This window comes from Azospirillum terrae (assembly GCF_053470425.1).
The window spans coordinates 117563-137045 of sequence record NZ_JBPXMR010000004.1; the positions used below are offsets into that span (position 1 = coordinate 117563).

Below are 19483 nucleotides of genomic sequence, written 5' to 3' on the forward strand. Positions count from 1 at the left end.
TTTGGCGGAGCGCTTTCGCCGACCCTCCACCCTAACCCTCCCCCGCTTCGCAGGGGAGGGAACTCCGCCGCTTATTTGCGAGCGCAAGAATCCAACCCCCTCCCCCGCCCAGCGGGAGAGGGATGGGGTGGGGGTGCAACGCCACGAATCCCCACTTGATTATTATCAATATCCGCCAGAACACCCCGCGCGTTCTCACGAACACACGCCTTTTTAGAAGGATTCTCAACGCTTGACCGTTGTCAATGTGCGGCATCCGCTTTTTGAATAGAAGAGTGGCCGAAGATCATTTTGCTGGTCTTTTTTGTTGCCACGCTCGCGTGGCACCATCTCTCCCATAGGATGCCCCTTTCGCGTCCCTTGATCCAAGGATCGAGGGACGCGTTTTTTTATCCGCGGGCCATCGGCCGGCGCGGGGCAGCGAAGCATTGTCTGTGGCCCCAACGGGTGTATAAGAAGCCCCGAAAACGCCCCCTCCCCTTCGCGCGCTTCCCGTAGCACACCGGGGGGCGCCAGCGGCAGCACGGCCGGAGGCGGAGCAGGAGGCGAACGCCGCGGACGGAACAAACCGAAGGAACGCCTTTCATGCCCGACGACAGCAGCCTGGCCCCGGGGTACGCGACCCTCTTCCCGCTCGGCAAGGACGAGACCACCTACCGCAAGCTCACCTCCGACCACGTCTCCGTCGTCGAGTTCGACGGCGAGCAGGTCCTGAAGGTCGAGCCGGAGGGCCTGCGCCTGCTGGCCGAAGCCGCCTTCAGCGACATCAACCACCTGCTGCGGCCGGGCCACCTCAAGCAGATCCGCGGCATTCTGGATGACCCGGAGGCCTCGCCGAACGACAAGTTCGTGGCGCTCGACCTGCTGAAGAACGCCAACATCGCCGCCGCCGGCACGCTGCCGATGTGCCAAGACACCGGCACCGCCATCGTCATGGGCAAGAAGGGACGCCGCGTCTTCACCAGGGGCGGCGACGAGGACGCGCTGTCCGCCGGTGCCCGCGACGCCTACCTGAAGCGCAACCTGCGCTACAGCCAGCTGGCGCCCTTGTCGATGTACGAGGAGAAGAACACCCGCAACAACCTCCCCGGCCAGATCGAGATCTATTCGGAGGGCGAGGACGCTTACAAGTTCCTGTTCATGGCCAAGGGCGGCGGCTCGGCCAACAAGACCTTCCTGCATCAGGCGACGCCGTCGGTGCTGGCGCCGGACCGGCTGCTGAAGTTCCTGGAAGACAAGATCAAGTATCTCGGCACCTCGGCCTGCCCGCCCTACCACCTCGCCGTGGTGATCGGCGGCCTGAGCGCCGAGCAGAACCTGAAGACGGTCAAGCTGGCCTCGGCCCGCTACCTCGACAGCCTGCCGACGGCGGGCTCCGAGACCGGCCACGCCTACCGCGACCTGGAGATGGAAGCCGCCATCCACAAGCTGACGCAGGGCATGGGAATCGGCGCGCAGTTCGGCGGCAAGTACTTCTGCCACGACGTGCGCGTCATCCGCCTGCCGCGCCACGGCGCCTCGCTGCCCATCGGCATCGGCGTGTCGTGCTCGGCCGACCGTCAGGCGGTGGGCAAGATCACCAAGGACGGCATCTTCCTGGAGGCGCTGGAGACCGATCCCGCCAAGTACCTGCCGGAGATCGAGGACAGCGCGCTGGCCGGCGAGGTGGTGAAGATCGACCTCACCAAGCCGATGAGCGAGATTCGCGCCATCCTCTCGCAGCACCCGATCCGCACCCGCGTCTCGCTGACCGGCCCGCTGATCGTCGCCCGCGATCTGGCGCACGCCAAGCTGCGCGCCCGCCTGGACGCCGGCGAGCCGCTGCCGGACTACTTCAAGAACCACCCCATCTACTACGCCGGCCCGGCGAAGACGCCGGAAGGCATGCCGTCCGGTTCGTTCGGCCCGACCACGGCCGGCCGCATGGACAGCTTCGTCGACCAGTTCCAGGCGGCGGGCGGGTCTCTGGTGATGCTCGCCAAGGGCAACCGCAGCCCCGAGGTGACGGCGGCCTGCAAGGCGCACGGCGGCTTCTACCTGGGCTCGATCGGCGGTGCGGCGGCGCGTCTGGCGCAGGACTGCATCAAGAAGGTCGAGGTGGTCGAATACCCCGAGTTGGGCATGGAAGCCATCTGGCGCATCGAGGTGGAGGACTTCCCCGCCTTCATCATCGTCGACGACAAGGGCAACGACTTCTTCAAGGAGTTGAACCTGCCGTAAGGATGTGAAGCGCGAGAGGGCGGCAAGCCCTCTCGCCCTCTTGCGGGGGGGTTCCAGTTGCTACCACCATCATCATGCGCATATCATGCGCATGACGTGATGGAGCCCCCCATGCCGCTCGGCTACGACGCCCACGCCCCGAAGCGCCCGGTGAACCTGTCCCTCAACGAGGATCTGGTCCGTCAAGCGCGCGCCTTCACCGGCAACCTGTCGGATCAGGTGGAGAAGCTGCTCGCCGATTATGTGACGGAGGAGCAGAAGCGGTTGGATGAACGCGAGAAGCGGCTGGACGACGCCATAGCAGCGCTGAACGAGTTCGATGCGAAATTCGGCTCCTTTGCCGACGACTACATCGACCTCTGATGGCGCAGTTCGACGTTCACCGGAACCGCGGCCGACAAAAAAGTGGCATCCCTTATCTGCTGATCGTGCAGTCCCGGCGTTTTGACACATCGGGCCGAAGGGTCGTCGCTCCGTTGCTTGACGGCACCATGGTCCGCGTCGTGGAGCCGAATTTTACTCCATCCTTCCTCATCGAGGATCGAACCGTCGTGCTTCACCCACTGCAAATCGTCTCGTTGCCCGGCGATCACCTCGGCGAGTTCGTCTGCTCGCTCGAACCGGAAGGCGACCGGATCATCGCCGCCATCGACCTGCTGATTTCGCGGGCGTGGGGATAATAGGCACAGCATGACCCCCGACCAGATCCAAGCCCGCGTCCTCTACCGGGACGGCCTGCTGCTCGTCATCGACAAGCCGGCCGGGCTGGCGGTGCACGCCGGTCCCGGCGGCGGCGACAACCTCGAACGCTATTTCGACCATTTGCGCTATGGCTTTCCAAAGCCGCCAGGGCTGGCGCACCGGCTGGACCGCGACACCTCCGGCTGTCTGGCGCTGGGGCGGCATCCGAAGGCCTTGCGCCGGCTCGGCAAGCTGTTCCAGGAAGGCCGGGTCGAGAAGACCTACTGGGCGGTGTGCGCCGGCTCCCCACCCGCCGCGGAAGGCCGCATCGAGTTGCCGCTGAAGAAAATCAGCAACCGCACCGGCGGCTGGCGGATCGTCACCGCTCAGGACGGGGATGCGGACGCCCAGACCGCCGTCACCGACTACGCGGTCAAGGGCCGCGCCGACGGGCTGACCTGGATCGAGTTCATCCCGCACACCGGGCGCACCCACCAGATCCGCGTGCATGGCGCGGCCATCGGCTGCCCGCTGCTGGGCGACCCGCAGTACGGCGGGCCGGAGGGGCGGCTGCACCTGCACTCGCGCGCCATTGTGCTGCCGCTCTACCCCAAGAAGCCGCCGGTCGCGGTGACCGCGCCGGTGCCGGCGCACATGCTGGACGCGCTGAAGGCCTGCGGCTTCAACCCGGACCAGGATCAGACCGGCGCTTAGGCACGCCAGCCCGCCTCCGTGCTCGCCACCCGGTCACGGTCGGTCATGAAGAAGCCGACCCAGCCCGCCACGATGGCGATCAGACCGTGCAGCCAGATGTCGTTGCCGTGGATCGGCACCAGACCGAACACCGTGTTGAGGCCGGGGATGAAGCCCAGGACCGCCAGGGCGATGTAGATGACCGCGACGCTGCGCAGATAGCCGCGTGCGCTGGGCGCCCCGCTGAAGAAGGCGAAGAAGCCCCACAGTGCGAAGGCCAGATGGATCAGGTCGTGCACGACATTGACCGGGAAGATCCCGAGCAAATTGCCGTGCATGGAATTGACGGCGAGGTTGGCGCCATCGGTCGGCGGCGTCAGCGCCGCCGGAACGAAGCCAAGAAGTCCGGCGCCCGCGAACGCCACGGCAAGGATCAGCGCGGTGTAACGAGACCACATGGGGCTCTCCATCCAAACATATCTGGAGTCGATTACGGCCCAAACACGCGGTTGGTTCAGTCGGGCATCCCTCCACTGGTGGGTTACTTCTTTCGGGAGTGTCCCAAAAAACGTCGCCAATCATCCACGTCGTCCACATCGTCCAGTGTATCGACAAAGCCCACCAAGGCGCCGCGCGGCAGAGTGGCCAGCGTGTCCGCCAGCGCGTGCGGGCTCGACCAGCGCACGCCCTCGAACAGCCCGCGCGGCAGACGGCGGCGCGACGAGCCGACCAGCCAGTAGCCGCCGTCCGTGGCCGGGCCGAAAACGAACTCGCGGCGGCCCAGCGCCCGGAAGGCGGCGGCGATGTGCGGCGCGTCCACGTCCGGGATGTCGCTGCCCACGATCACCACCGGACCGGGCGGCAGATCCCGCAAGGGCCGCGCCATGCGGGCGCCCAGGCTGCCGCCGCCTTGCGCGGTGACGCGCGCTCCCTTGGGCCAGTGGCGGGCCGTCACCGCCCGGTCCGGCGTCACCGCCAGCCACACCCGCCAGCGGCGATCCCGCCCGACCCGCGCGAGCAGACCGGCCAGCATCGCCCGGTAAAAGCGCAGCGCCGCCAGCGCGCCGATGCCGGCCGCCAACCGGTTCTTCACCCGGCCCAGGCGCGGCTCGCGCGCGAAAAGGACGAGGTGTTGCACCCTCATCCGTACAGCCGGCGGATCAGCCGGGGCGGCACCCCGGCGAAGTACAGGGACAGGCAGGTCAGGTTGCGCACCGGACGCAACAGCCAGCCGTCGCGCTCGTAGCGCGCCGCCGAGGTGACCGCGTCGGCCTCCAGGGCGACCAGCCGCCGCCGGCCGACGCGGCGGACGAGATCCACATCCTCCATCAACGGCAGCGGTCGGATGCCGCCGAGGCGCTCGTAGAAGCTGCGGGCGATCAGCAGCCCCTGGTCGCCGTAGGGCAGCCCCAGCGCGCGGCTGCGCCACGCCACCGCACGCTCGCACCGCCGCGCCGGAGCGGCGGGGCTGTCGAAGCGCAGGCGGAAATAGCCGGCGCGCTCAAGGGTTTCCGGGTCCTCGACGTGCCGCTGCACCGCGCTCCGCCAGCCGGGGCCGAGCCTCGTGTCGGCGTGCAGGAACAGCAGCCAGGACGCCTGTCCCGCCGCCGCACCCGCCGCCAGTTGCGGCCCGCGACCGCGCGGCGCTTCGATCACCCGCGCACCGGCAGCGCTCGCCAGCGCGGCGGTGCCATCCGTGGAGCCGCCATCGGCGACGATCACCCGTGCCCCGGCGCCGAGCGCCGCCAGCGTCGCCGGCAGGGTGCCGGCGGCGTTCAGGCAGGGGATGACGATGTCGAGGGCGGAGTCCATCGACTGAGTATCGGCGTTGTGCCCGGAAACGGAAAGGGCACCGCCTTGCAGCGGTGCCCTTCCGAACGCTTTGGCCGGCGCCGCGGGGAAGCCCCCGCGACAGCCGATCCCGATCACTGCACGCGGATCAGGATTTGCGCGCGGCGGTTCGACGGCTCGCGCACGTTGGCGCCGGTCGGGACGAGCAGGCTGCTCTCGCCCTTGCCCTCGATCGACACCTGATTGGCCGGGACGCCCTTGGCGATCAGGGCGCGCTTCACCGCATCGGCGCGGCGCACCGAAAGCTTCTGGTTGTAGGCCGGCTTGCCCGACGTGTCGGTGTGGCCGATCACGTGGATGCCGACCGCGCGCAGCTTGCCCGCAGCGGCGGCGGCGTCACCGATGATCTTGTCGGAAACCGGGGTGATGTTGGCCTTGTCCCAGTCGAAGAACACCAGGTATTCGGTCTGCGGCTGCTGGGCGACCGGGGCCGGCGGGGCGGCGGGAGCCGCGGCCGACGCCACCGGGGCGCCGAACGAGTAGCGCAGGCCCACCAGGATGCTGTGGTTGCGGTACTCGCCCTTGGCGGTGGTGCCGAGGACGTCGAACTTCGGATCCTGGGTCGCGAAGTAGCGGTAGTCGGCGGTGAGCGCCAGATTGTTGGTCACGTTGTACGCGACACCGGCGATGCCCTGGTAGGCGAACACCCAATCCGACTCGGAGACGCTGGTCGCACCGAGGCGCGCGTCGTGCTTCACCTGAGCCATACCGGCGCCGACGCCGAGGTACGGGGTGAAGGGCGTGCCGGTGTTGAAATCGTACAGCAGGTTGCCCATGAAGCCGAGCGAGCGAACCTTGCCGCTGGCGGCGGAGGCCGGCCGGGTGCTGCTGATGTCGTTGCCCCAGCGGTAGTTCCCCTCCAGCTCGGCGCGAATGCCCATCGCGGTGGCGTAACCGGCGCTGAGTGAACCGACCCAGCCTTGATCGTACTTGAAGGTGGCCGACGGGAGCGACGGGACGCGGAAATCCGCGTCGCGGGTCCAGTTCAAGCCGCCGGCGCCGCCGACGTAGAAGCCCTCGTTCGCGGCCATGGCGGCGGTCGGCAGCAGCAGCGCGACGGCGGTGGCGAGCAGAATCCCACGGATCTTCATTTTTTTGTTCCCCTTCAATGACGGCATCGCCGGACCACGGAAACCAGCACCACCGGGACACCGCAGGCGATGGCCGCCCGTGTCCCTTCGGACGTGGCGTGCACCGGTTGCTCGCGCCTCGCCGCCGATTTGGCCCGCCACGATTCGTCGGCGGTTGAAATCTCCGCGCCACAAATACCAATGATGCCGCAATGCGGCAATCCCCCCACCCGCAGGAAGTCCCGGCCTGTGACATTTATGCGGCACAAAATGGCGGGTTCGGCCTCCCGGCACCGGCCCCAAAAGCCCTTCAAAGCCTTATCTTTATCGGTTACCTCCACGGGACCCGTGTCGCGCAGGCAACACTGAAGCGGAGCGATGGATGCAACCCGATGCAACGCTGTGCAACGCGATGTGATGGAGCGTTGCACCCCTTCAGCGATGTCGGATGAAACACAATGAAACACTATGAAACGCGTGTTTGGTCGGTGTTTCATCCGCCCGGCAACGCGCGGACGCGCCCCGCCGATGAGGATTACGGTCCTGCGCCGCAGGACCACCAGGAGCAAGGGCGGCTTGGGCGGGCTGGCACCGGCACGCGCGACAGCCACCGGCCGCGCCAGCGGCCGGTGGTGCGCCCGGTACCGTGGAGGGTGCGCGATCGCTCAGCTTTCGCTGAGCCACTCGAACTGGTGGGGATCGAGCAGAGTCACGACGGCCAACGTCTTCAGCGTGTGCGGGTCGTCCGCACGCTTCATCTGGGCATGCTGCGTGCCCATGCCGTCCTTGCGGATCGCCACCACTTCCCAGATCCCGCCGCCGGGACCCAGCTTGCGGAACACCTGTCCTTCGACGATCTCGCGCTTTCTGCGCATGCCATTCTCCAACGCCATAAGCCGCCAGCCCCCGGAGGGAGCCGCGCGGTGCCGCCCCTCGACCAGGATCGGCACCCCCATTGAAGCACAAATCCCCCCCGGAATGGCGAGTGTCCGTTATGGGACACGTCCGTATGGCCAGCCGCGTGTCGCCGCACCGCAACAGCCACCCCTGCGCGGCACCACCGCAGCGCAGCAAAAACTCCGATGCGTGCATGGAACAGAAACGCCGAACCTGCGGTTCATAAGAGCATGAAGATCGACTCCGATGTGCTTCTCTTCGCGACTCGCCTCGTCGATGAGATGGGTGAGACCGCCATCCGCATCAGCCGGGTTCGACTCGTCGAACTGACGGCCACCAACAATCTGCGCGCAGCGGCGTTCTGGCGCGACGTGATGCGCACCTCGGAACGCCTGCTCGCCGAGCGCGTGCATACGGAGCGTCCGGGCGCCGTCATGCCCGGCGCGCCCCCGAGATCGCCCGTGCCCGAGGGCTTCGCCACGTAACCCGCCCCCACACGAAGAAAGGGCCCGGCGGTTTCCCGCCGAGCCCCCTGGCGAACATACGCTTTCGGCGCGCGTTCGTTACTTCACCATGGCGTACTTGCCGTCGGCGTTCCAGCGGTACCAGACGTACGCCGGGGTGGTCACGTCGCCCTTGGCGTCGAAACCGATGTTGCCGATCACGGTGGAGAACTTCTCCTTGTGGAGGATCGGCGTCACCTTGGCGATGTCGGTGGAGTTCGCCTTGCGCACGGCATCGGCCCAGATCTGCAGGGCGGCGTACGTGTAGAGGGTGTAGCCCTCCGGCTCGTAACCGGCCTTGCGGAACTTCTCGACCGCCGCCTTGGCTTCCGGCATCTCACGCGGGTCGGGGCCGAAGGTCATCATGGTGCCTTCGCCGGCCGGGCCGGTGATGGACCAGTACTCGTTGGTGACCAGCGCGTCGCCCGAAACGATCGGAGCCTGGAGACCCTGATCCTTCATCTGGCGGGCGATCAGGCCGGCCTCGGTGTGGTAGCCGCCGATGTAGACGACATCGACCGCCGCCTGCTTCAGCTTGGACACCAGCGCCGAGTAGTCCTTTTCACCGGCGGTGTAGGCCTCGTAGACCTTTTCCTTCTGACCGGCGGCGTTCAGCGCCTTCTGCGTCTCATCGGCGAGGCCCTTACCGTAGGCCGACTTGTCGTGCAGGATGGCGACGTTCTTGCCCTTGTACTTCTCGACGAGGTACTTGCCGGCGATTATGCCCTGCTGGTCGTCACGGCCGCAGACGCGGAAGACGTTCTTGAAGCCCTGCTCGGTCAGCTTGGGGTTGGTCGAGGCCGGGGAGATCTGCAGGACGCCTTCCTCGTTGTAGACCTGGCTGGCCGGGATCGAGGAGCCCGAGCAGAAATGGCCGGCCACGAACTTCACGCCCTTCTTGGCGAGGTCGTTGGCCACGGCCACCGCCTGCTTCGGGTCGCAGGCGTCGTCGCCCACTTCCAGCTTGAGCTTCTGGCCGAGCAGGCCGCCGGCATCGTTGATGTCCTTCACGGCCATCTCGATGCCCTTCTTCATCTGCTCGCCGAAGGAGGCGTACTGGCCGGTGATCGGGCCGGCGGTGGCCACCGCGATGTCGGCCTTGGCCGAGGTGGCGCCCAGCGCGGTCGCCGCGACGGCGGCGAGGAGGATGTGCTTGTAATTCATTGTCCAGTTCGCTCCCTGTTGTGAGTCACAACCTGAGCCCCGCTGTGGGCCCCTACCGCCGGCCCCGCTTTGCACGGGGTCCGGCAGGATTTGGTTCTACTATAGTCCACCCGCCGGGCGATGCGACACATTGCCTAAGGTCAGGGCCTAAGGTCAGAGATGGACTTAAGGTCAGGGCGCGAAGATCCGCTCAACCGCCCCCCTCAGCCGGCGACCCGGGCGCCGATCTTCTCGCGCCAGCCGAACGGCCCGGAACGCTCGTAAAGCCACGGGTACTGCGACACCATGCGGTGCGCCAGCGCCATGCGGTAGGACACCCACGTGATCACGGTGATCGCCAGCGTGTGCGTCACGAAGCCCGGAAGCGACAGCAGCGGCCCGTCGAACAGCCCGAAGACCAGGAAGCGGTCGCCCAGCCCCATCAGGACCGAATAGGCGAACACCATGGGCAGCGGCTTCCACCCCTCGGCCAGCGACTGGCCGGTGAGGAAGCCGCAGCCGCCGAACACCACCAGCGTCAGCCCGATGAACACCGGCAGCGAGGAGCCGAGAACGCTTTCCATCAGTGGCCTCCCTCGAGATAGGCGGAGCGCACCTCCTCGTTCGCCAGCAGTTCGGCGCCGGTGCCGCTCATGGTGATGCGGCCGGTCACCATCACGTAGGCGCGGTGCGCCAGCTTCAGCGCGTGGTAGGCGTTCTGCTCGACCATGAACACGGTCATCCCCTGTTCGCGGTTGATGTCGCGGATGACCTGGAAGATCTGCTTGACCACCAGCGGCGCCAGACCCAGCGACGGCTCGTCCAGCAGCAGCAGCTTGGGCTGGCTCATCAGCGCGCGGCCGATGGCGAGCATCTGCTGCTCGCCGCCAGACATGGTGCCGGCGCGCTGGTGCATGCGCTCCTTCAGGCGCGGGAACAGGTGGAAGACCCGCTCCAGCTCGGTGTCGAAGCTGCCCGGCTTGGCGGTGATGGAGCCCATTTGCAGGTTCTCCAGCACGGACATGCGCGGGAAGATGCGCCGCCCCTCCGGGCTCTGGGCGATGCCGCGCCGCACGATCTCGTAGGTCGGCAGCTTGGTGATCTCCTCGCCCTGGAAGCTGATTCGGCCCTGGCGTGCCTGCGGCGAGCCGCAGAGCGTCATCAGCAGCGTCGACTTGCCGGCGCCGTTGGCGCCAATCAGGGTGACGATCTCGCCTTCGTTGATCTCAACGTCCACACCCTTCAGCGCCTCGATGGCGCCGTAGTAGGTGTGCACCCCCGATACCTTGAGCATGCTCATACCCCCTCCCCCGCCCGGCGGGCGACGTCGGGAAGATCCTTCGCGATGTCCGGCGGCAGCTCTTCGGCCTCTTCCTCGCCGAGGTAGGCGCGGATCACCGCCGGGTCGTTCTTCACCTCGTGCGGCGTGCCGTCCGAGATCTTGCGGCCGTAATCCAGCACGACCACGTGGTCGGAAATGCTCATCACCACGCTCATGTCGTGCTCGATCAGCAGCACGCCGATCTTCTGCTCGTCCCGGATGAAGGTCAGCAAATCGGCCAGTTCGCCTGATTCGCGCGGGTTGAGGCCGGCGGCGGGCTCGTCCAGGCACAGCAGCACCGGCTCGGTGCACATGGCCCGCGCGATCTCCAGCCGCCGCTGCGCACCGTACGGCAGGTTGCCGGCCTGCCAGTCGGCGAATTCCAGCAGCTTCACCCGGTCCAGCCAGTACTTGGCCAGCTCCAGCGCGTCCTTTTCGGACTTGCGGTAGGTCGGCAGGCCCAGCAGGCCGGCGATGGAGAAGCCGCTGGCGCGCATCAGCTTGTTGTGCTGCGCCACCATCAGGTTTTCCAGAACGCTCATGCCGCCGAACAGGCGGATGTTCTGGAAGGTGCGCGCCACCGACGCCTGCTGCGAGATGCGGAAGCCGGGCATGCGCTCCAGCAGGAACTCCTTGCCGTCCTTCGGGTGCAGCAGCGACAGCCGGCCGACCGTCGGCGTGTAGAAGCCGGTGATGCAGTTGAACAGCGTCGTCTTGCCGGCGCCGTTCGGGCCGATGATGGCGGTGATGTGCCGGTCGTGCGCGGCGAACGACACGTCGCCCACCGCCACCAAGCCGCCGAAGCGCATGGTCAGGCGTTCGACCGTGAGCAGGGGTGCTGCGGTGTTGGTCATGGTCTCGCTCATGGCGCCACCTCCGCCGGGGCGTCGGCGCGCTTGCGCTTGTGCAGCAGGATGGTCGGATCGCGGTGCGCCAGCAACCCGCGCGGACGCCAGAGCATGATCACCACCATGCCCATGCCGAAGGTCAGCATGCGGTAGTCGGCGAGCTGGCGGAACATCTCCGGCAGGCCGATGACCACCAGCGTGGCGACGACGACGCCCATCTGGCTGCCCATGCCGCCCAGCACCACGATGGCGAGAATGATCGCCGACTCGATGAAGGTGAAGCTCTCCGGGCTGATGAAGCCCTGGCGGGTGGCGAAGAACGAGCCGGCGAAGCCGCCGAACATCGCGGCGATGGCGAAGGCCGCCAGCTTGATCTTGGTGCGGTCGATGCCCAGCGACGTGCAGGCGATGTCGTCCTCACGCAGCGCCTCCCAGGCGCGGCCGAGGGGGAGCTTGCGGATGCGCAGGGTGAACAGGTTCACCACCAGCGCCAGCACCAGGATGAGGTAGTAGAGGAAGATGATCCGGTGCAGCGAGGAGAACTCCAGCCCGAACATCTCGGCAAACGACGGCAGGCCGTTGGCTCCGTTGCGCGAGAAGTCGGCGATGCCGAAGAAGCTCGGGCGCGGGATGCCGCTGATGCCGTTGGGACCGCCGGTGAATTGGTACCAGTTCACCAGGATGATGCGGATGATCTCGCCGAAGCCCAGCGTCACGATGGCGAAGTAGTCGCCGCGCAGACGCAGCACCGGGAAGCCCAGCAGCACGCCGGACATCGCCGCCAGCAATCCCGCGAGCGGCAGGCACGCCCAGAAGCTCAGGCCCGTGTACTGCGCCAGCAGCGCGTAGGAGTAGGCCCCCACCGCGTAGAAGGCGACGTAGCCCAGATCGAGCAGGCCGGCGAGGCCCACCACGATGTTCAGGCCCCAGCCGAGCATGATGTAGGTGAGCATCAGGATGCCGATGTCGATGAACTGACGGTCGGCGAACGGCAGGAACGGGAACACCAGGGCGAACACGATGCCGATGGGGCCGAGGAAGCGCGACGCCTCCTGCACCTTGGCGGCGAAGCGGTCCATGCGCTTCTCACGCTCGGCCTGGGTCAGCTTGGAGCGCTTGGTGCCGATGGAGATGCCGGCGCGGATGGCGATCACCGCACCGCCGATGATCAGCACGATCTTGAACGCCTCGGTCGGCGTGTTGATCAGGAAGCCCGCGGCGACGGCCAGCAGCGACAGCGCCAGGACGACCACCGCCTGCCCCTCGCGAATCAGGCAGAGGCCGAGGCGGCCGAGGAAGACCAGGGCGGCGGCGGTGAGCACGTCCTGCGGGCGCGGCTCGATGCCAAGGCCGACCGGGCGGTCGACCGTGCGCAAGCCGACGAGCGGCACCGTCAGCAGGATGGTTACGAAGGCGGCCAAGCCGGCCTCGCGCAGGATGGCGGGCCAGGCAATGGACCGCGGCTGTGCGACGGAAATCGCGGTCATCGTCACACCTTCTCGATTTCCGGCCGGCCCAGCAGGCCGGTCGGGCGGAAGATCAGCACCAGGACGAGGATGCCGAAGGCGGCCACGTCCTTGTACTCAATGGTGAAATAGGCCGACCAGAAGGCTTCGATAAGCCCGATCACCAGCCCCCCCAGCATGGCGCCGGGCAGCGAGCCGATGCCGCCCAGAACCGCGGCGGTAAACGCCTTCACGCCGGCCAGGAAGCCGATGTAGAAGTCGATCACGCCGTAGTAGAGCGTCACCATCATGCCCGCCACGGCGGCCAGCGCCGCGCCCATGACGAAGGTCAGCGAGATGGTCTTGTCGACGTTGACGCCCAGCAGGCCGGCCATCGTCTTGTCCTGCTCGCAGGCGCGCTGGGCGCGGCCCAGCGAGGTGCGCTGGATCAGCTGGGTGAAGCCGTACATCAGCGCAAAGGTCAGAAGAATGATGAAGATCTGAAGGTAGCTGAGGCTGACCACGAAGCCGTCGGCGCGCTCCATCACCTTGAAGCCGCCGGTGACCACCGGCGGGATCGGCTTGACGCGCGCGCCCTGGACCAACTGCACGTAGTTCTGCAGGAAGATCGACATGCCGATGGCGGAGATCAGCGGCGCCAGACGCGGCGAGTTGCGCAGCGGCCGGTAGGCGATGCGCTCGATGGTCCAGCCGTAGACCGCGGTGAACAGCATGGCGAGCACCAGCACGACCAGCAGCTGGAACGGTACCCAGGTGATGCCGGCGGTTCCCAGCACCAGGAAGCTGATGACCGAGATGAACGCGCCGATCATATACACTTCGCCGTGGGCGAAGTTGATCATGCCGATGATGCCGTACACCATCGTGTAGCCGATCGCGATGAGGCCGTAGATGGCCCCCAGCGTCAGCCCGTTGATCAGCTGTTGAAGGAAATATTCCATTAGCCTCTTCCCGCCTCAGCGCATGGCAAACGGACGGGCAGCGAGGCGAGAACGCGACGGTCCCCGTTCACTTGATCTGCCGCTCCCTGAACTGTCCCTAAGCCCATGCGTAGACCGCCGGGCACATTCGTTGACGATCCGGACGTTATCCCGGCCGAATGCATACGGCAAGTAGGGAAAACCACAATCGTTCGGGACTACCGCCAATGTCCGACGAAAGTTGGGGAAATACCGGCAAACCGCTGATTTGCATAGCATTCACGGTTTTATGCGAAGTCCCTAATAGAAAACCCCTCCCGCCGGTGGGCGGGAGGGGTTTTGCCGAGGCCGGACCGGTGCCGGGAAAACTCAGCGCTTGCCGTCGGTGGACGCGGTCTGCGCCGCCGGTTCGATCGCGGCCGCCTTGGCCGCCGGCTTGGCGGCGGCGGGCTTGGCCGGCTTGGCGGCGGCGGGCTTGGTGGACTTCGACTTGGCGCGCGCCGGCTCGGCCGAGGCCAGCACCGGGCCGGAATCCGGCGTGCTCACCACCTTGACGTCGCACAGCGGCTGCTGGCTAAGGTGCATGAGGCCGGCGTTCTTCTCGTCGGAGGTCAGCGTGCGCACCTCGTCGGGCGTCAGCTTCACCGCGTTCTCGACGCGGGGCAGGAAGGTCTGGCAGTAGTTCTCCGTGCCGATGATCGTCGCGCGGCGGCTGATTTCATTCGCCACCTCGGTCCGATACATGTCGAACTGGTTGGTGGCGTTGCCCTTTCCGACCTTGCGGAAGTGACTCATCATTTCGCCCTCGGCCTTCGAGATGCTGGGGCGGTTCTTGACGGTGAACTCCTGGTACTTGGCGAACGGAGCCTTCTCCGGCGCCACGTCCTTACAGGTCAGGCCGGTGATCATCATTTCCGTGTGCATGCGGATCAGCTGCTCGGCCGCGTGCTCCGAGCGGCTGTAGCAAGCCTTGGCGGACGGCTTGGCGGCGGCCGACTTGGCCGTCGACGACTTGGCGGCCGCCGCGGCGGCGGGCACGGACACGACGGCAACGATGCCCGCCACAGCCAGCGCGGACGCCACGCTCCACAGGCGCCGGCTCCGGATGAGGCTGAACGACGGGGAAGCAGTCGCGGTGACGGCGCGCGTGCGATGCATCAGTATGCTCCGGCTACAGGGTGCTGCGACGGTGGACGAACACTTTCGAGTCCCACCGTCTCTTTCAACCGTTCTACAATATAGCCCGTTGCGGTCAACCCCAATCGGTTGACGCTCACTCCTTTGACCAGGCCTGTTCTGCCCCATGATCCGCATCGGCATCGACCTCGGCGGCACCAAGACGGAAGGAATCGTCCTCGCCCCTTCCGGCAACCAGCTTGCCCGCCGCCGGGTTCCCTCCCCGCAGGGGGACTATGACGGAACGGTGCGTACCATCGTGGAACTGGTGGCAGCGCTGGAGACCGAGGCGGGAGGGAGCGCGAAGGTGGGCGTCGGCATTCCCGGCATGGTCTCGCCGGCCACCGGGCTGGTGAAGAACGCCAACTCCACCTGGCTGATCGGCCGGCCCTTCGACCGCGATCTGGCGACGGCGCTGGCGCGGCCGGTGCGGGTGGAGAACGACGCCAACTGCCTCGCCGTGTCCGAGGCGGCGGACGGCGCCGGGGCGGGCTGCGGCGTGGTGTTCGCGGCGATCCTCGGCACCGGCTGCGGCAGCGGCATCGTCGTGCATGGCCGCCCGCTGTCGGGTCGCAACGCGGTGGCCGGCGAATGGGGGCACAATCCCCTGCCCTGGCCACGTGACGGCGAGCGCCCCGGCCCGGCCTGCTATTGCGGCAAGACCGGCTGTCTGGAGGGGTTCGTGTCCGGCACGGGCTTCGCCGCGGATTACCGCCTGACAACCGGCGAGTCCCTCAGCGCGGAGGAGATCGTCGCTCGTGCGGCAACCGGCGACGCGGCGTGCGGCGCCGCGCTCGACCGGCTGTGCGAGCGGCTGGCGCGCGGGCTGGCGGCCATCGTCAATGTGCTGGACCCCGACGTGATCGTGCTGGGCGGCGGGCTGTCCAACGTGGAGGCGCTCTACACGGCGCTGCCGCCGCTGATCGAGCGCTGGTGCTTCTCCGACCGCATCGACACGCCGGTGCGCCGTGCCGTGCACGGCGATTCGAGCGGCGTGCGCGGGGCGGCGTGGCTGTGGCGGCCGGAGGAGGCCTGAGTCGCTCAGCGTGGGCGCGGCGGCGCCTTGACCGGCTGCGGCTGGTTCGGCGAGGGGCGCGCGGTCTGATCGAGGTGCAGCGAGTGCTGCGAGCTGTACATGGGCTTCAGCGCGCCGGGCTTGGGCTTCTCGTCGCGGCGGAACTGGTTCGATTCGGCCATCTTGTTGGCGCGCGTGGCGGGGCGGTTCCCAAGCGCGTCCGGGTTGGTCACCGGTGTGCGGGGCTCGATGGGCATCGCCTCGTCCATCATCCACTTCGGGTATTTTTGATCCTGGGCGAGCGCCGGGAGGCTCAGCAGGGTCAGCGCGGACACCACCACCAACATGCGACTCATGCGGAAAGCGCCTTTTCCGGGAACGGGTACTCGTCCGCGATTCGGCCGCAAGACCACTCGGAATTCCAGCACGCCGGCGTGTTAATCCGTCCGGCGCGCGGAACGTCCGTCTTGCCGAAACCGGGGCGCCGCTGATAGGACAGCACGCATGACGCTCTCCTTCCGCAACCGCCGCCTGGAGCACCGCTGGATTCCCGGCGACGCCACGGCCCCCACGCTGGTCTTTCTGCACGAAGGACTGGGTTCGGTCACGCTGTGGCGCGACTTCCCCGACCGGCTGGCCGCCGCAACCGGCGCGCCGGTGCTGGTCTATTCGCGCCTGGGCTATGGCCGGTCCGACCCGGCGCCGCAGCCGTTCGACCTGGATTTCATGCACCGCGAGGCGCTGGACGTGCTGCCGGCCGTGCTCGACCAGTTTGGCGTGCACGAGCCGATCCTGGTCGGCCACAGCGACGGCGCCTCCATCGCGCTCATCCACGCCGGCAAGGCGCAGCGCCCGGTGAAGGCGCTGATGCTGGAGGCGCCGCACGTCTTCGTCGAGGAGGAGACGCTGGCCGGCATCCGTGCCACCGATCAGGTGTGGGCGACCACCGACCTCAAGGGGCGCATGGGCCGCCACCACCAGGACCCGGAGCACACCTTCGGCCTGTGGCGCGACATCTGGCTCGACCCGCGGTTCCCGGCCTGGAACATCGAGGACGTGCTGCCCGGCATCACCGCCCCCACCCTGCTGATCCAGGGCGACGACGACGAGTACGGCACACCGGCCCAGATCGAGGCGGTGGCGGCGCAGGTCTCCAGCCCGGTCGAGGCGCTGATGCTGCCGAACTGCAAGCACAGCCCGCACCGCGATCAAGCCGACGCCGTGCTGGACGCCATGGCCGGCTTCGTCAGGCGCGTGGCCTCAGGAGCCGTCGCCGCACGCGCATGAGCGTCCAGCGCCCGGCCGGCTTCATGCGGATGGAGCCGTCGCGCCGCCGCCGGAACGCCCAGCCGCGGTCGGCGAACCACGAGCGCATGGCATAGGCGACTCCGACGCCGATGGCGCCGCCCACCACCACGTCGCTGACGTAGTGGACGTGCAGCACGACACGGCTGACCGCGCCCAGCACCCCGGCCAACAGAATCGGCCAGCGCCAGCGCGGCCACAGCCACGCCAGCACGGTCGCGACGGCCAGGAAGGTGTCGGCGTGGCCGGAGGGAAACGACTCGAAATCATTGTCCAGCACGAACCAGGAGAACGGGCTGGTGTCCGGCGGCAGCTCGACATAGGGCCGCGCCCGGCCGACCACGCGTTTGATGATTCCAACGACGATGCTCGACCCTGCCACCGCGGCGAACACGAAGGCCGCCGCCTCGGCCGCCCAGCGGTAATACATCATGTGCAGCGTCGTCCGCTGCGACAGCACAAGAAAAACGAAGAACAGCACCGCCGCCGGCACCCAATAGAGCCAGCTCTGCCCGAAGAACGTGACGATTCCGAAGAATCTGACCAGCCTGTGCGGCGCCAGCAGGGCCGCACCGGACACCGATTTGTCCACGTACAGCATCAGCAGGACCAGCGCCAACGCCGCAATGCTCAGCCAGAGCAGAGCCAGCAGGGTGCGGTTGCGCGTGGCGGCCATGCGATGATGCCCCCGAACGTCAGGGCGGCGCGGCGTACAGTGTCAGGACGATGCGCCGGCCATTGTTGTAGTTCAAGCCATGAACCTCGCCCAGCGGCTTCGGTTCCACGCCGTCCAGCGCGCTGCGGAACGCCGCCAGCTCGCGCTGGTCGACCAGCGCCAGCGCGCAGGCCCGGTCGGACAGCAAATGCTTCGCCGCGTCCCCGCCGCCCACCAGCTTGGTGCGCGTGCCGACCAGGAAGACGAGGCTCGGCTCCGAATAGCCGGCGGAGGCGACGGTCGTGGTCGGGCATGGCCGCACCGCCGACACCACCTGCGCCGCCGAGCGGCTGATCCACAACCCGTCGATGCCCGGCAGGACCAGCGTGTACGTCGCCGCGTACAGCACGATGACCGAGCCCAGGGCGGCAGCCACGCCGCGCAGCCCGTCGCCGCGCGCCACCAGACGTACACCCCACACGTACAGCGCCAGAACCGGCGGCAGCATGGCGAGCGCCGCCCACTCGACGCGCGCGTCGATGACCCACGGCACCACGGCGATGGCGACCGCCAGCACCGCGTACGTCACGATGCCCAGCCCCGCGGCGGCGATGAGCAGCGTACGGCGCCGGGCCTCCGCCGTGCGGGCAAAGCCGTCGCGCAACGCCTGCGCGGTCAGCAGCGCGATGGCAGGGAAGACCGGCAACGTGTAGTGCAGCAGCTTGGTCGGCACCGCCTCGAAGACGATCCAGCTCGGCACGATCCAGCAGATGCAGAAGCGTACGGCGTCCGAGCGCCGGTTGCGCCACACCCACGGCAGCGCCAGCAGCGTCAGGAACGACCACGGCGCGAAGGTGATCCAGAAGGTGCCCAGGTAGTAGCCCGGCGGCAACCCCTTGCCCTCCTGCCCGCCGGCGACCTTGCCCAGCATGTCATGGCCGACGGACTCGGCGAAGAAGGCGCCCTTGGTCTGGATGGCGATGGCGATCAGCCAGGGGGCGGCGATGGCGACGACAATGGCCAGACCGAGCAGCGGCCGCAGCCGCTTCAGCCAGGCCGCGCGCCGCTCCCACAGCACCAGTCCGGCGACCGTGGTGCCGGACACCAGCAGCACCAGCGGCCCCTTGATGAGGATGCTGATGCCGGCAGCGATCCAGAACGCCGCCGCGGCGCCCCAGCCGCCCCCTCGGCCGGAAGAAGGCTTGTCGCGGTCCATGTAGATGCGGGCGAGCGCGCCCTGCGCCGCGAGGATGGTGGCGAGCAGCATGGCGTCGGTCTTCGCCATGCGCGCCTCGACGCCCAGCACCACGCAGCCGGCCAGCATCACCGCCGCCAGCACGCCGGTCGCCGGCCCGAACAGCCGCGCGCCGACCCAGGCGGTCAGCAGAACGCTCAGCACCGCGCCGATCATCGACGGGATGCGGTAGGTCCAGATGACCTTGTCCGACTCGCCGGACAGCGCCGTGGCGGCGGCCTGCATCCAATAGATGCCGATGGGCTTCTTGTAGCGCGCCTCGTCCTGGAAGCGGATGTCGACGACGTTGCCGCTCTCCAGCATCTGGTAGGAGGCCTGCGCGAAACGCGCCTCGTCGCGGTCGAAGGGCGGGATGCTGGTGAAGCCCGGCAGGAACAGCGCCACCGCCAGCAGCGCCAGCAGCGCGTACGCCAGCAGGGGCACGCGCGTCCCCGGACCGCCCTCGAACGCCGCCCAGCGCATGG

Annotated in this window: 22 protein-coding genes; 7 read left to right on the plus strand and 15 right to left on the minus strand. The window is 67.8% G+C overall.

Annotated features, from left to right (window positions below):
• Positions 1-585: 585 nt before the first annotated feature.
• The 4 genes from ACSVDD_RS12915 (at position 586) to ACSVDD_RS12930 (ending at position 3615) form a co-directional block, all read left to right on the plus strand.
• Positions 586-2220, plus strand: coding sequence for a fumarate hydratase (locus ACSVDD_RS12915; RefSeq protein WP_448189770.1), 1635 nt, complete (start codon positions 586-588; stop codon positions 2218-2220).
• A gap of 111 nt (positions 2221-2331) precedes the next feature.
• Positions 2332-2583 carry a type II toxin-antitoxin system CcdA family antitoxin gene (locus ACSVDD_RS12920; RefSeq protein ID WP_448189771.1) on the plus strand — a complete coding sequence of 84 codons (252 nt, stop codon included), beginning with the start codon at positions 2332-2334 and terminating at the stop codon, positions 2581-2583.
• Positions 2583-2900, plus strand: a complete 318-nt coding sequence (locus tag ACSVDD_RS12925) for a CcdB family protein (protein ID WP_448189772.1) — start codon at positions 2583-2585, stop codon at positions 2898-2900. The genes ACSVDD_RS12920 and ACSVDD_RS12925 overlap by 1 nt, the downstream gene beginning before the upstream one ends.
• 10 nt (positions 2901-2910) lie before the next feature.
• Complete coding sequence (locus ACSVDD_RS12930; protein WP_448189773.1) at positions 2911-3615, plus strand: RluA family pseudouridine synthase; 705 nt, start codon at positions 2911-2913, stop codon at positions 3613-3615.
• Here ACSVDD_RS12930 and ACSVDD_RS12935 read toward each other — a convergent pair.
• The 5 genes from ACSVDD_RS12935 to ACSVDD_RS12955 all read right to left on the minus strand — a co-directional run bounded on the left by ACSVDD_RS12935 (position 3612) and on the right by ACSVDD_RS12955 (position 7390).
• Positions 3612-4052 (minus strand): DUF4383 domain-containing protein, encoded by a 441-nt coding sequence (locus tag ACSVDD_RS12935; protein ID WP_448189774.1) that lies wholly within the window; start codon positions 4050-4052, stop codon positions 3612-3614. The two genes, ACSVDD_RS12930 and ACSVDD_RS12935, sit on opposite strands and share 4 nt — an antisense overlap.
• Positions 4053-4135: 83 nt before the next feature.
• Positions 4136-4738, minus strand: coding sequence for a TIGR04282 family arsenosugar biosynthesis glycosyltransferase (locus ACSVDD_RS12940; RefSeq protein WP_448189775.1), 603 nt, complete (start codon positions 4736-4738; stop codon positions 4136-4138).
• Positions 4735-5406 (minus strand): TIGR04283 family arsenosugar biosynthesis glycosyltransferase, encoded by a 672-nt coding sequence (locus tag ACSVDD_RS12945; RefSeq protein ID WP_448189776.1) that lies wholly within the window; start codon positions 5404-5406, stop codon positions 4735-4737. The genes ACSVDD_RS12940 and ACSVDD_RS12945 overlap by 4 nt, the downstream gene beginning before the upstream one ends.
• Before the next feature lie 113 nt (positions 5407-5519).
• Positions 5520-6536: an OmpA family protein gene (locus tag ACSVDD_RS12950; RefSeq protein WP_448189777.1), complete on the minus strand. Its 1017-nt coding sequence runs from the start codon at positions 6534-6536 to the stop codon at positions 5520-5522.
• 644 nt (positions 6537-7180) lie between these two features.
• Complete coding sequence (locus ACSVDD_RS12955; RefSeq protein WP_448189778.1) at positions 7181-7390, minus strand: hypothetical protein; 210 nt, start codon at positions 7388-7390, stop codon at positions 7181-7183.
• A gap of 252 nt (positions 7391-7642) precedes the next feature.
• Here ACSVDD_RS12955 and ACSVDD_RS12960 point away from each other — a divergent pair, with 252 nt between their 5' ends.
• Positions 7643-7897 (plus strand): hypothetical protein, encoded by a 255-nt coding sequence (locus ACSVDD_RS12960; RefSeq protein WP_448189779.1) that lies wholly within the window; start codon positions 7643-7645, stop codon positions 7895-7897.
• A gap of 78 nt (positions 7898-7975) precedes the next feature.
• Here ACSVDD_RS12960 and ACSVDD_RS12965 read toward each other — a convergent pair whose 3' ends face one another.
• The 7 genes from ACSVDD_RS12965 to ACSVDD_RS12995 all read right to left on the minus strand — a co-directional run bounded on the left by ACSVDD_RS12965 (position 7976) and on the right by ACSVDD_RS12995 (position 14771).
• Positions 7976-9079, minus strand: coding sequence for a branched-chain amino acid ABC transporter substrate-binding protein (locus tag ACSVDD_RS12965; RefSeq protein ID WP_448189780.1), 1104 nt, complete (start codon positions 9077-9079; stop codon positions 7976-7978).
• 203 nt (positions 9080-9282) lie between these two features.
• The gene (locus tag ACSVDD_RS12970; RefSeq protein WP_448189781.1) at positions 9283-9642 is read right to left on the minus strand and encodes a DUF6867 family protein; all 360 of its coding nucleotides are present in this window, start codon (positions 9640-9642) and stop codon (positions 9283-9285) included.
• The gene (locus ACSVDD_RS12975; RefSeq protein ID WP_448190065.1) at positions 9642-10352 is read right to left on the minus strand and encodes an ABC transporter ATP-binding protein; all 711 of its coding nucleotides are present in this window, start codon (positions 10350-10352) and stop codon (positions 9642-9644) included. The genes ACSVDD_RS12970 and ACSVDD_RS12975 overlap by 1 nt, the downstream gene beginning before the upstream one ends.
• Positions 10353-10354: 2 nt before the next feature.
• Complete coding sequence (locus ACSVDD_RS12980) at positions 10355-11245, minus strand: ABC transporter ATP-binding protein (protein WP_448189782.1); 891 nt, start codon at positions 11243-11245, stop codon at positions 10355-10357.
• Positions 11242-12714, minus strand: coding sequence for a high-affinity branched-chain amino acid ABC transporter permease LivM (gene livM / locus ACSVDD_RS12985; RefSeq protein WP_448189783.1), 1473 nt, complete (start codon positions 12712-12714; stop codon positions 11242-11244). Before livM ends, ACSVDD_RS12980 begins: the two co-directional genes overlap by 4 nt.
• A gap of 2 nt (positions 12715-12716) precedes the next feature.
• The gene (locus ACSVDD_RS12990; protein ID WP_448189784.1) at positions 12717-13634 is read right to left on the minus strand and encodes an ABC transporter permease subunit; all 918 of its coding nucleotides are present in this window, start codon (positions 13632-13634) and stop codon (positions 12717-12719) included.
• Positions 13635-13982: 348 nt separating this feature from the next.
• Positions 13983-14771, minus strand: coding sequence for a hypothetical protein (locus ACSVDD_RS12995; RefSeq protein ID WP_448189785.1), 789 nt, complete (start codon positions 14769-14771; stop codon positions 13983-13985).
• A 145-nt stretch (positions 14772-14916) separates the two neighbouring features.
• Here ACSVDD_RS12995 and ACSVDD_RS13000 point away from each other — a divergent pair, with 145 nt between their 5' ends.
• Positions 14917-15825, plus strand: coding sequence for an ROK family protein (locus tag ACSVDD_RS13000; RefSeq protein ID WP_448189786.1), 909 nt, complete (start codon positions 14917-14919; stop codon positions 15823-15825).
• A gap of 5 nt (positions 15826-15830) precedes the next feature.
• Here ACSVDD_RS13000 and ACSVDD_RS13005 read toward each other — a convergent pair whose 3' ends face one another.
• Complete coding sequence (locus ACSVDD_RS13005; RefSeq protein ID WP_448189787.1) at positions 15831-16160, minus strand: hypothetical protein; 330 nt, start codon at positions 16158-16160, stop codon at positions 15831-15833.
• A gap of 148 nt (positions 16161-16308) precedes the next feature.
• Here ACSVDD_RS13005 and ACSVDD_RS13010 point away from each other — a divergent pair, with 148 nt between their 5' ends.
• The gene (locus tag ACSVDD_RS13010; RefSeq protein ID WP_448189788.1) at positions 16309-17091 is read left to right on the plus strand and encodes an alpha/beta fold hydrolase; all 783 of its coding nucleotides are present in this window, start codon (positions 16309-16311) and stop codon (positions 17089-17091) included.
• Here the strand turns inward: ACSVDD_RS13010 and ACSVDD_RS13015 are convergent.
• Both ACSVDD_RS13015 and ACSVDD_RS13020 read right to left on the minus strand, forming a co-directional pair.
• Positions 17051-17785, minus strand: a complete 735-nt coding sequence (locus ACSVDD_RS13015) for a phosphatase PAP2 family protein (protein WP_448189789.1) — start codon at positions 17783-17785, stop codon at positions 17051-17053. The genes ACSVDD_RS13010 and ACSVDD_RS13015 overlap by 41 nt on opposite strands.
• Before the next feature lie 19 nt (positions 17786-17804).
• A complete protein-coding gene (locus ACSVDD_RS13020) occupies positions 17805-19481 on the minus strand; it encodes an ArnT family glycosyltransferase (RefSeq protein ID WP_448189790.1) in 1677 nt (558 codons plus the stop codon).
• Positions 19482-19483 lie beyond the last annotated feature (2 nt).

Excerpts from the sequence above, each read along its gene's own strand:
- ACSVDD_RS12915 (WP_448189770.1), top strand. The coding sequence starts at position 586 with ATGCCCGACGACAGCAGCCTGGCCCCGGGGTACGCGACCCTCTTCCCG.
- ACSVDD_RS12920 (WP_448189771.1), top strand. The coding sequence starts at position 2,332 with ATGCCGCTCGGCTACGACGCCCACGCCCCGAAGCGCCCGGTGAACCTG.
- ACSVDD_RS12925 (WP_448189772.1), top strand. The coding sequence starts at position 2,583 with ATGGCGCAGTTCGACGTTCACCGGAACCGCGGCCGACAAAAAAGTGGC.
- ACSVDD_RS12930 (WP_448189773.1), top strand. The coding sequence starts at position 2,911 with ATGACCCCCGACCAGATCCAAGCCCGCGTCCTCTACCGGGACGGCCTG.
- ACSVDD_RS12935 (WP_448189774.1), bottom strand. The coding sequence starts at position 4,052 with ATGTGGTCTCGTTACACCGCGCTGATCCTTGCCGTGGCGTTCGCGGGC.
- ACSVDD_RS12940 (WP_448189775.1), bottom strand. The coding sequence starts at position 4,738 with ATGAGGGTGCAACACCTCGTCCTTTTCGCGCGCGAGCCGCGCCTGGGC.
- ACSVDD_RS12945 (WP_448189776.1), bottom strand. The coding sequence starts at position 5,406 with ATGGACTCCGCCCTCGACATCGTCATCCCCTGCCTGAACGCCGCCGGC.
- ACSVDD_RS12950 (WP_448189777.1), bottom strand. The coding sequence starts at position 6,536 with ATGAAGATCCGTGGGATTCTGCTCGCCACCGCCGTCGCGCTGCTGCTG.
- ACSVDD_RS12955 (WP_448189778.1), bottom strand. The coding sequence starts at position 7,390 with ATGCGCAGAAAGCGCGAGATCGTCGAAGGACAGGTGTTCCGCAAGCTG.
- ACSVDD_RS12960 (WP_448189779.1), top strand. The coding sequence starts at position 7,643 with ATGAAGATCGACTCCGATGTGCTTCTCTTCGCGACTCGCCTCGTCGAT.
- ACSVDD_RS12965 (WP_448189780.1), bottom strand. The coding sequence starts at position 9,079 with ATGAATTACAAGCACATCCTCCTCGCCGCCGTCGCGGCGACCGCGCTG.
- ACSVDD_RS12970 (WP_448189781.1), bottom strand. The coding sequence starts at position 9,642 with ATGGAAAGCGTTCTCGGCTCCTCGCTGCCGGTGTTCATCGGGCTGACG.
- ACSVDD_RS12975 (WP_448190065.1), bottom strand. The coding sequence starts at position 10,352 with ATGCTCAAGGTATCGGGGGTGCACACCTACTACGGCGCCATCGAGGCG.
- ACSVDD_RS12980 (WP_448189782.1), bottom strand. The coding sequence starts at position 11,245 with ATGAGCGAGACCATGACCAACACCGCAGCACCCCTGCTCACGGTCGAA.
- livM (WP_448189783.1), bottom strand. The coding sequence starts at position 12,714 with ATGACCGCGATTTCCGTCGCACAGCCGCGGTCCATTGCCTGGCCCGCC.
- ACSVDD_RS12990 (WP_448189784.1), bottom strand. The coding sequence starts at position 13,634 with ATGGAATATTTCCTTCAACAGCTGATCAACGGGCTGACGCTGGGGGCC.
- ACSVDD_RS12995 (WP_448189785.1), bottom strand. The coding sequence starts at position 14,771 with ATGCATCGCACGCGCGCCGTCACCGCGACTGCTTCCCCGTCGTTCAGC.
- ACSVDD_RS13000 (WP_448189786.1), top strand. The coding sequence starts at position 14,917 with ATGATCCGCATCGGCATCGACCTCGGCGGCACCAAGACGGAAGGAATC.
- ACSVDD_RS13005 (WP_448189787.1), bottom strand. The coding sequence starts at position 16,160 with ATGAGTCGCATGTTGGTGGTGGTGTCCGCGCTGACCCTGCTGAGCCTC.
- ACSVDD_RS13010 (WP_448189788.1), top strand. The coding sequence starts at position 16,309 with ATGACGCTCTCCTTCCGCAACCGCCGCCTGGAGCACCGCTGGATTCCC.
- ACSVDD_RS13015 (WP_448189789.1), bottom strand. The coding sequence starts at position 17,785 with ATGGCCGCCACGCGCAACCGCACCCTGCTGGCTCTGCTCTGGCTGAGC.
- ACSVDD_RS13020 (WP_448189790.1), bottom strand. The coding sequence starts at position 19,481 with ATGCGCTGGGCGGCGTTCGAGGGCGGTCCGGGGACGCGCGTGCCCCTG.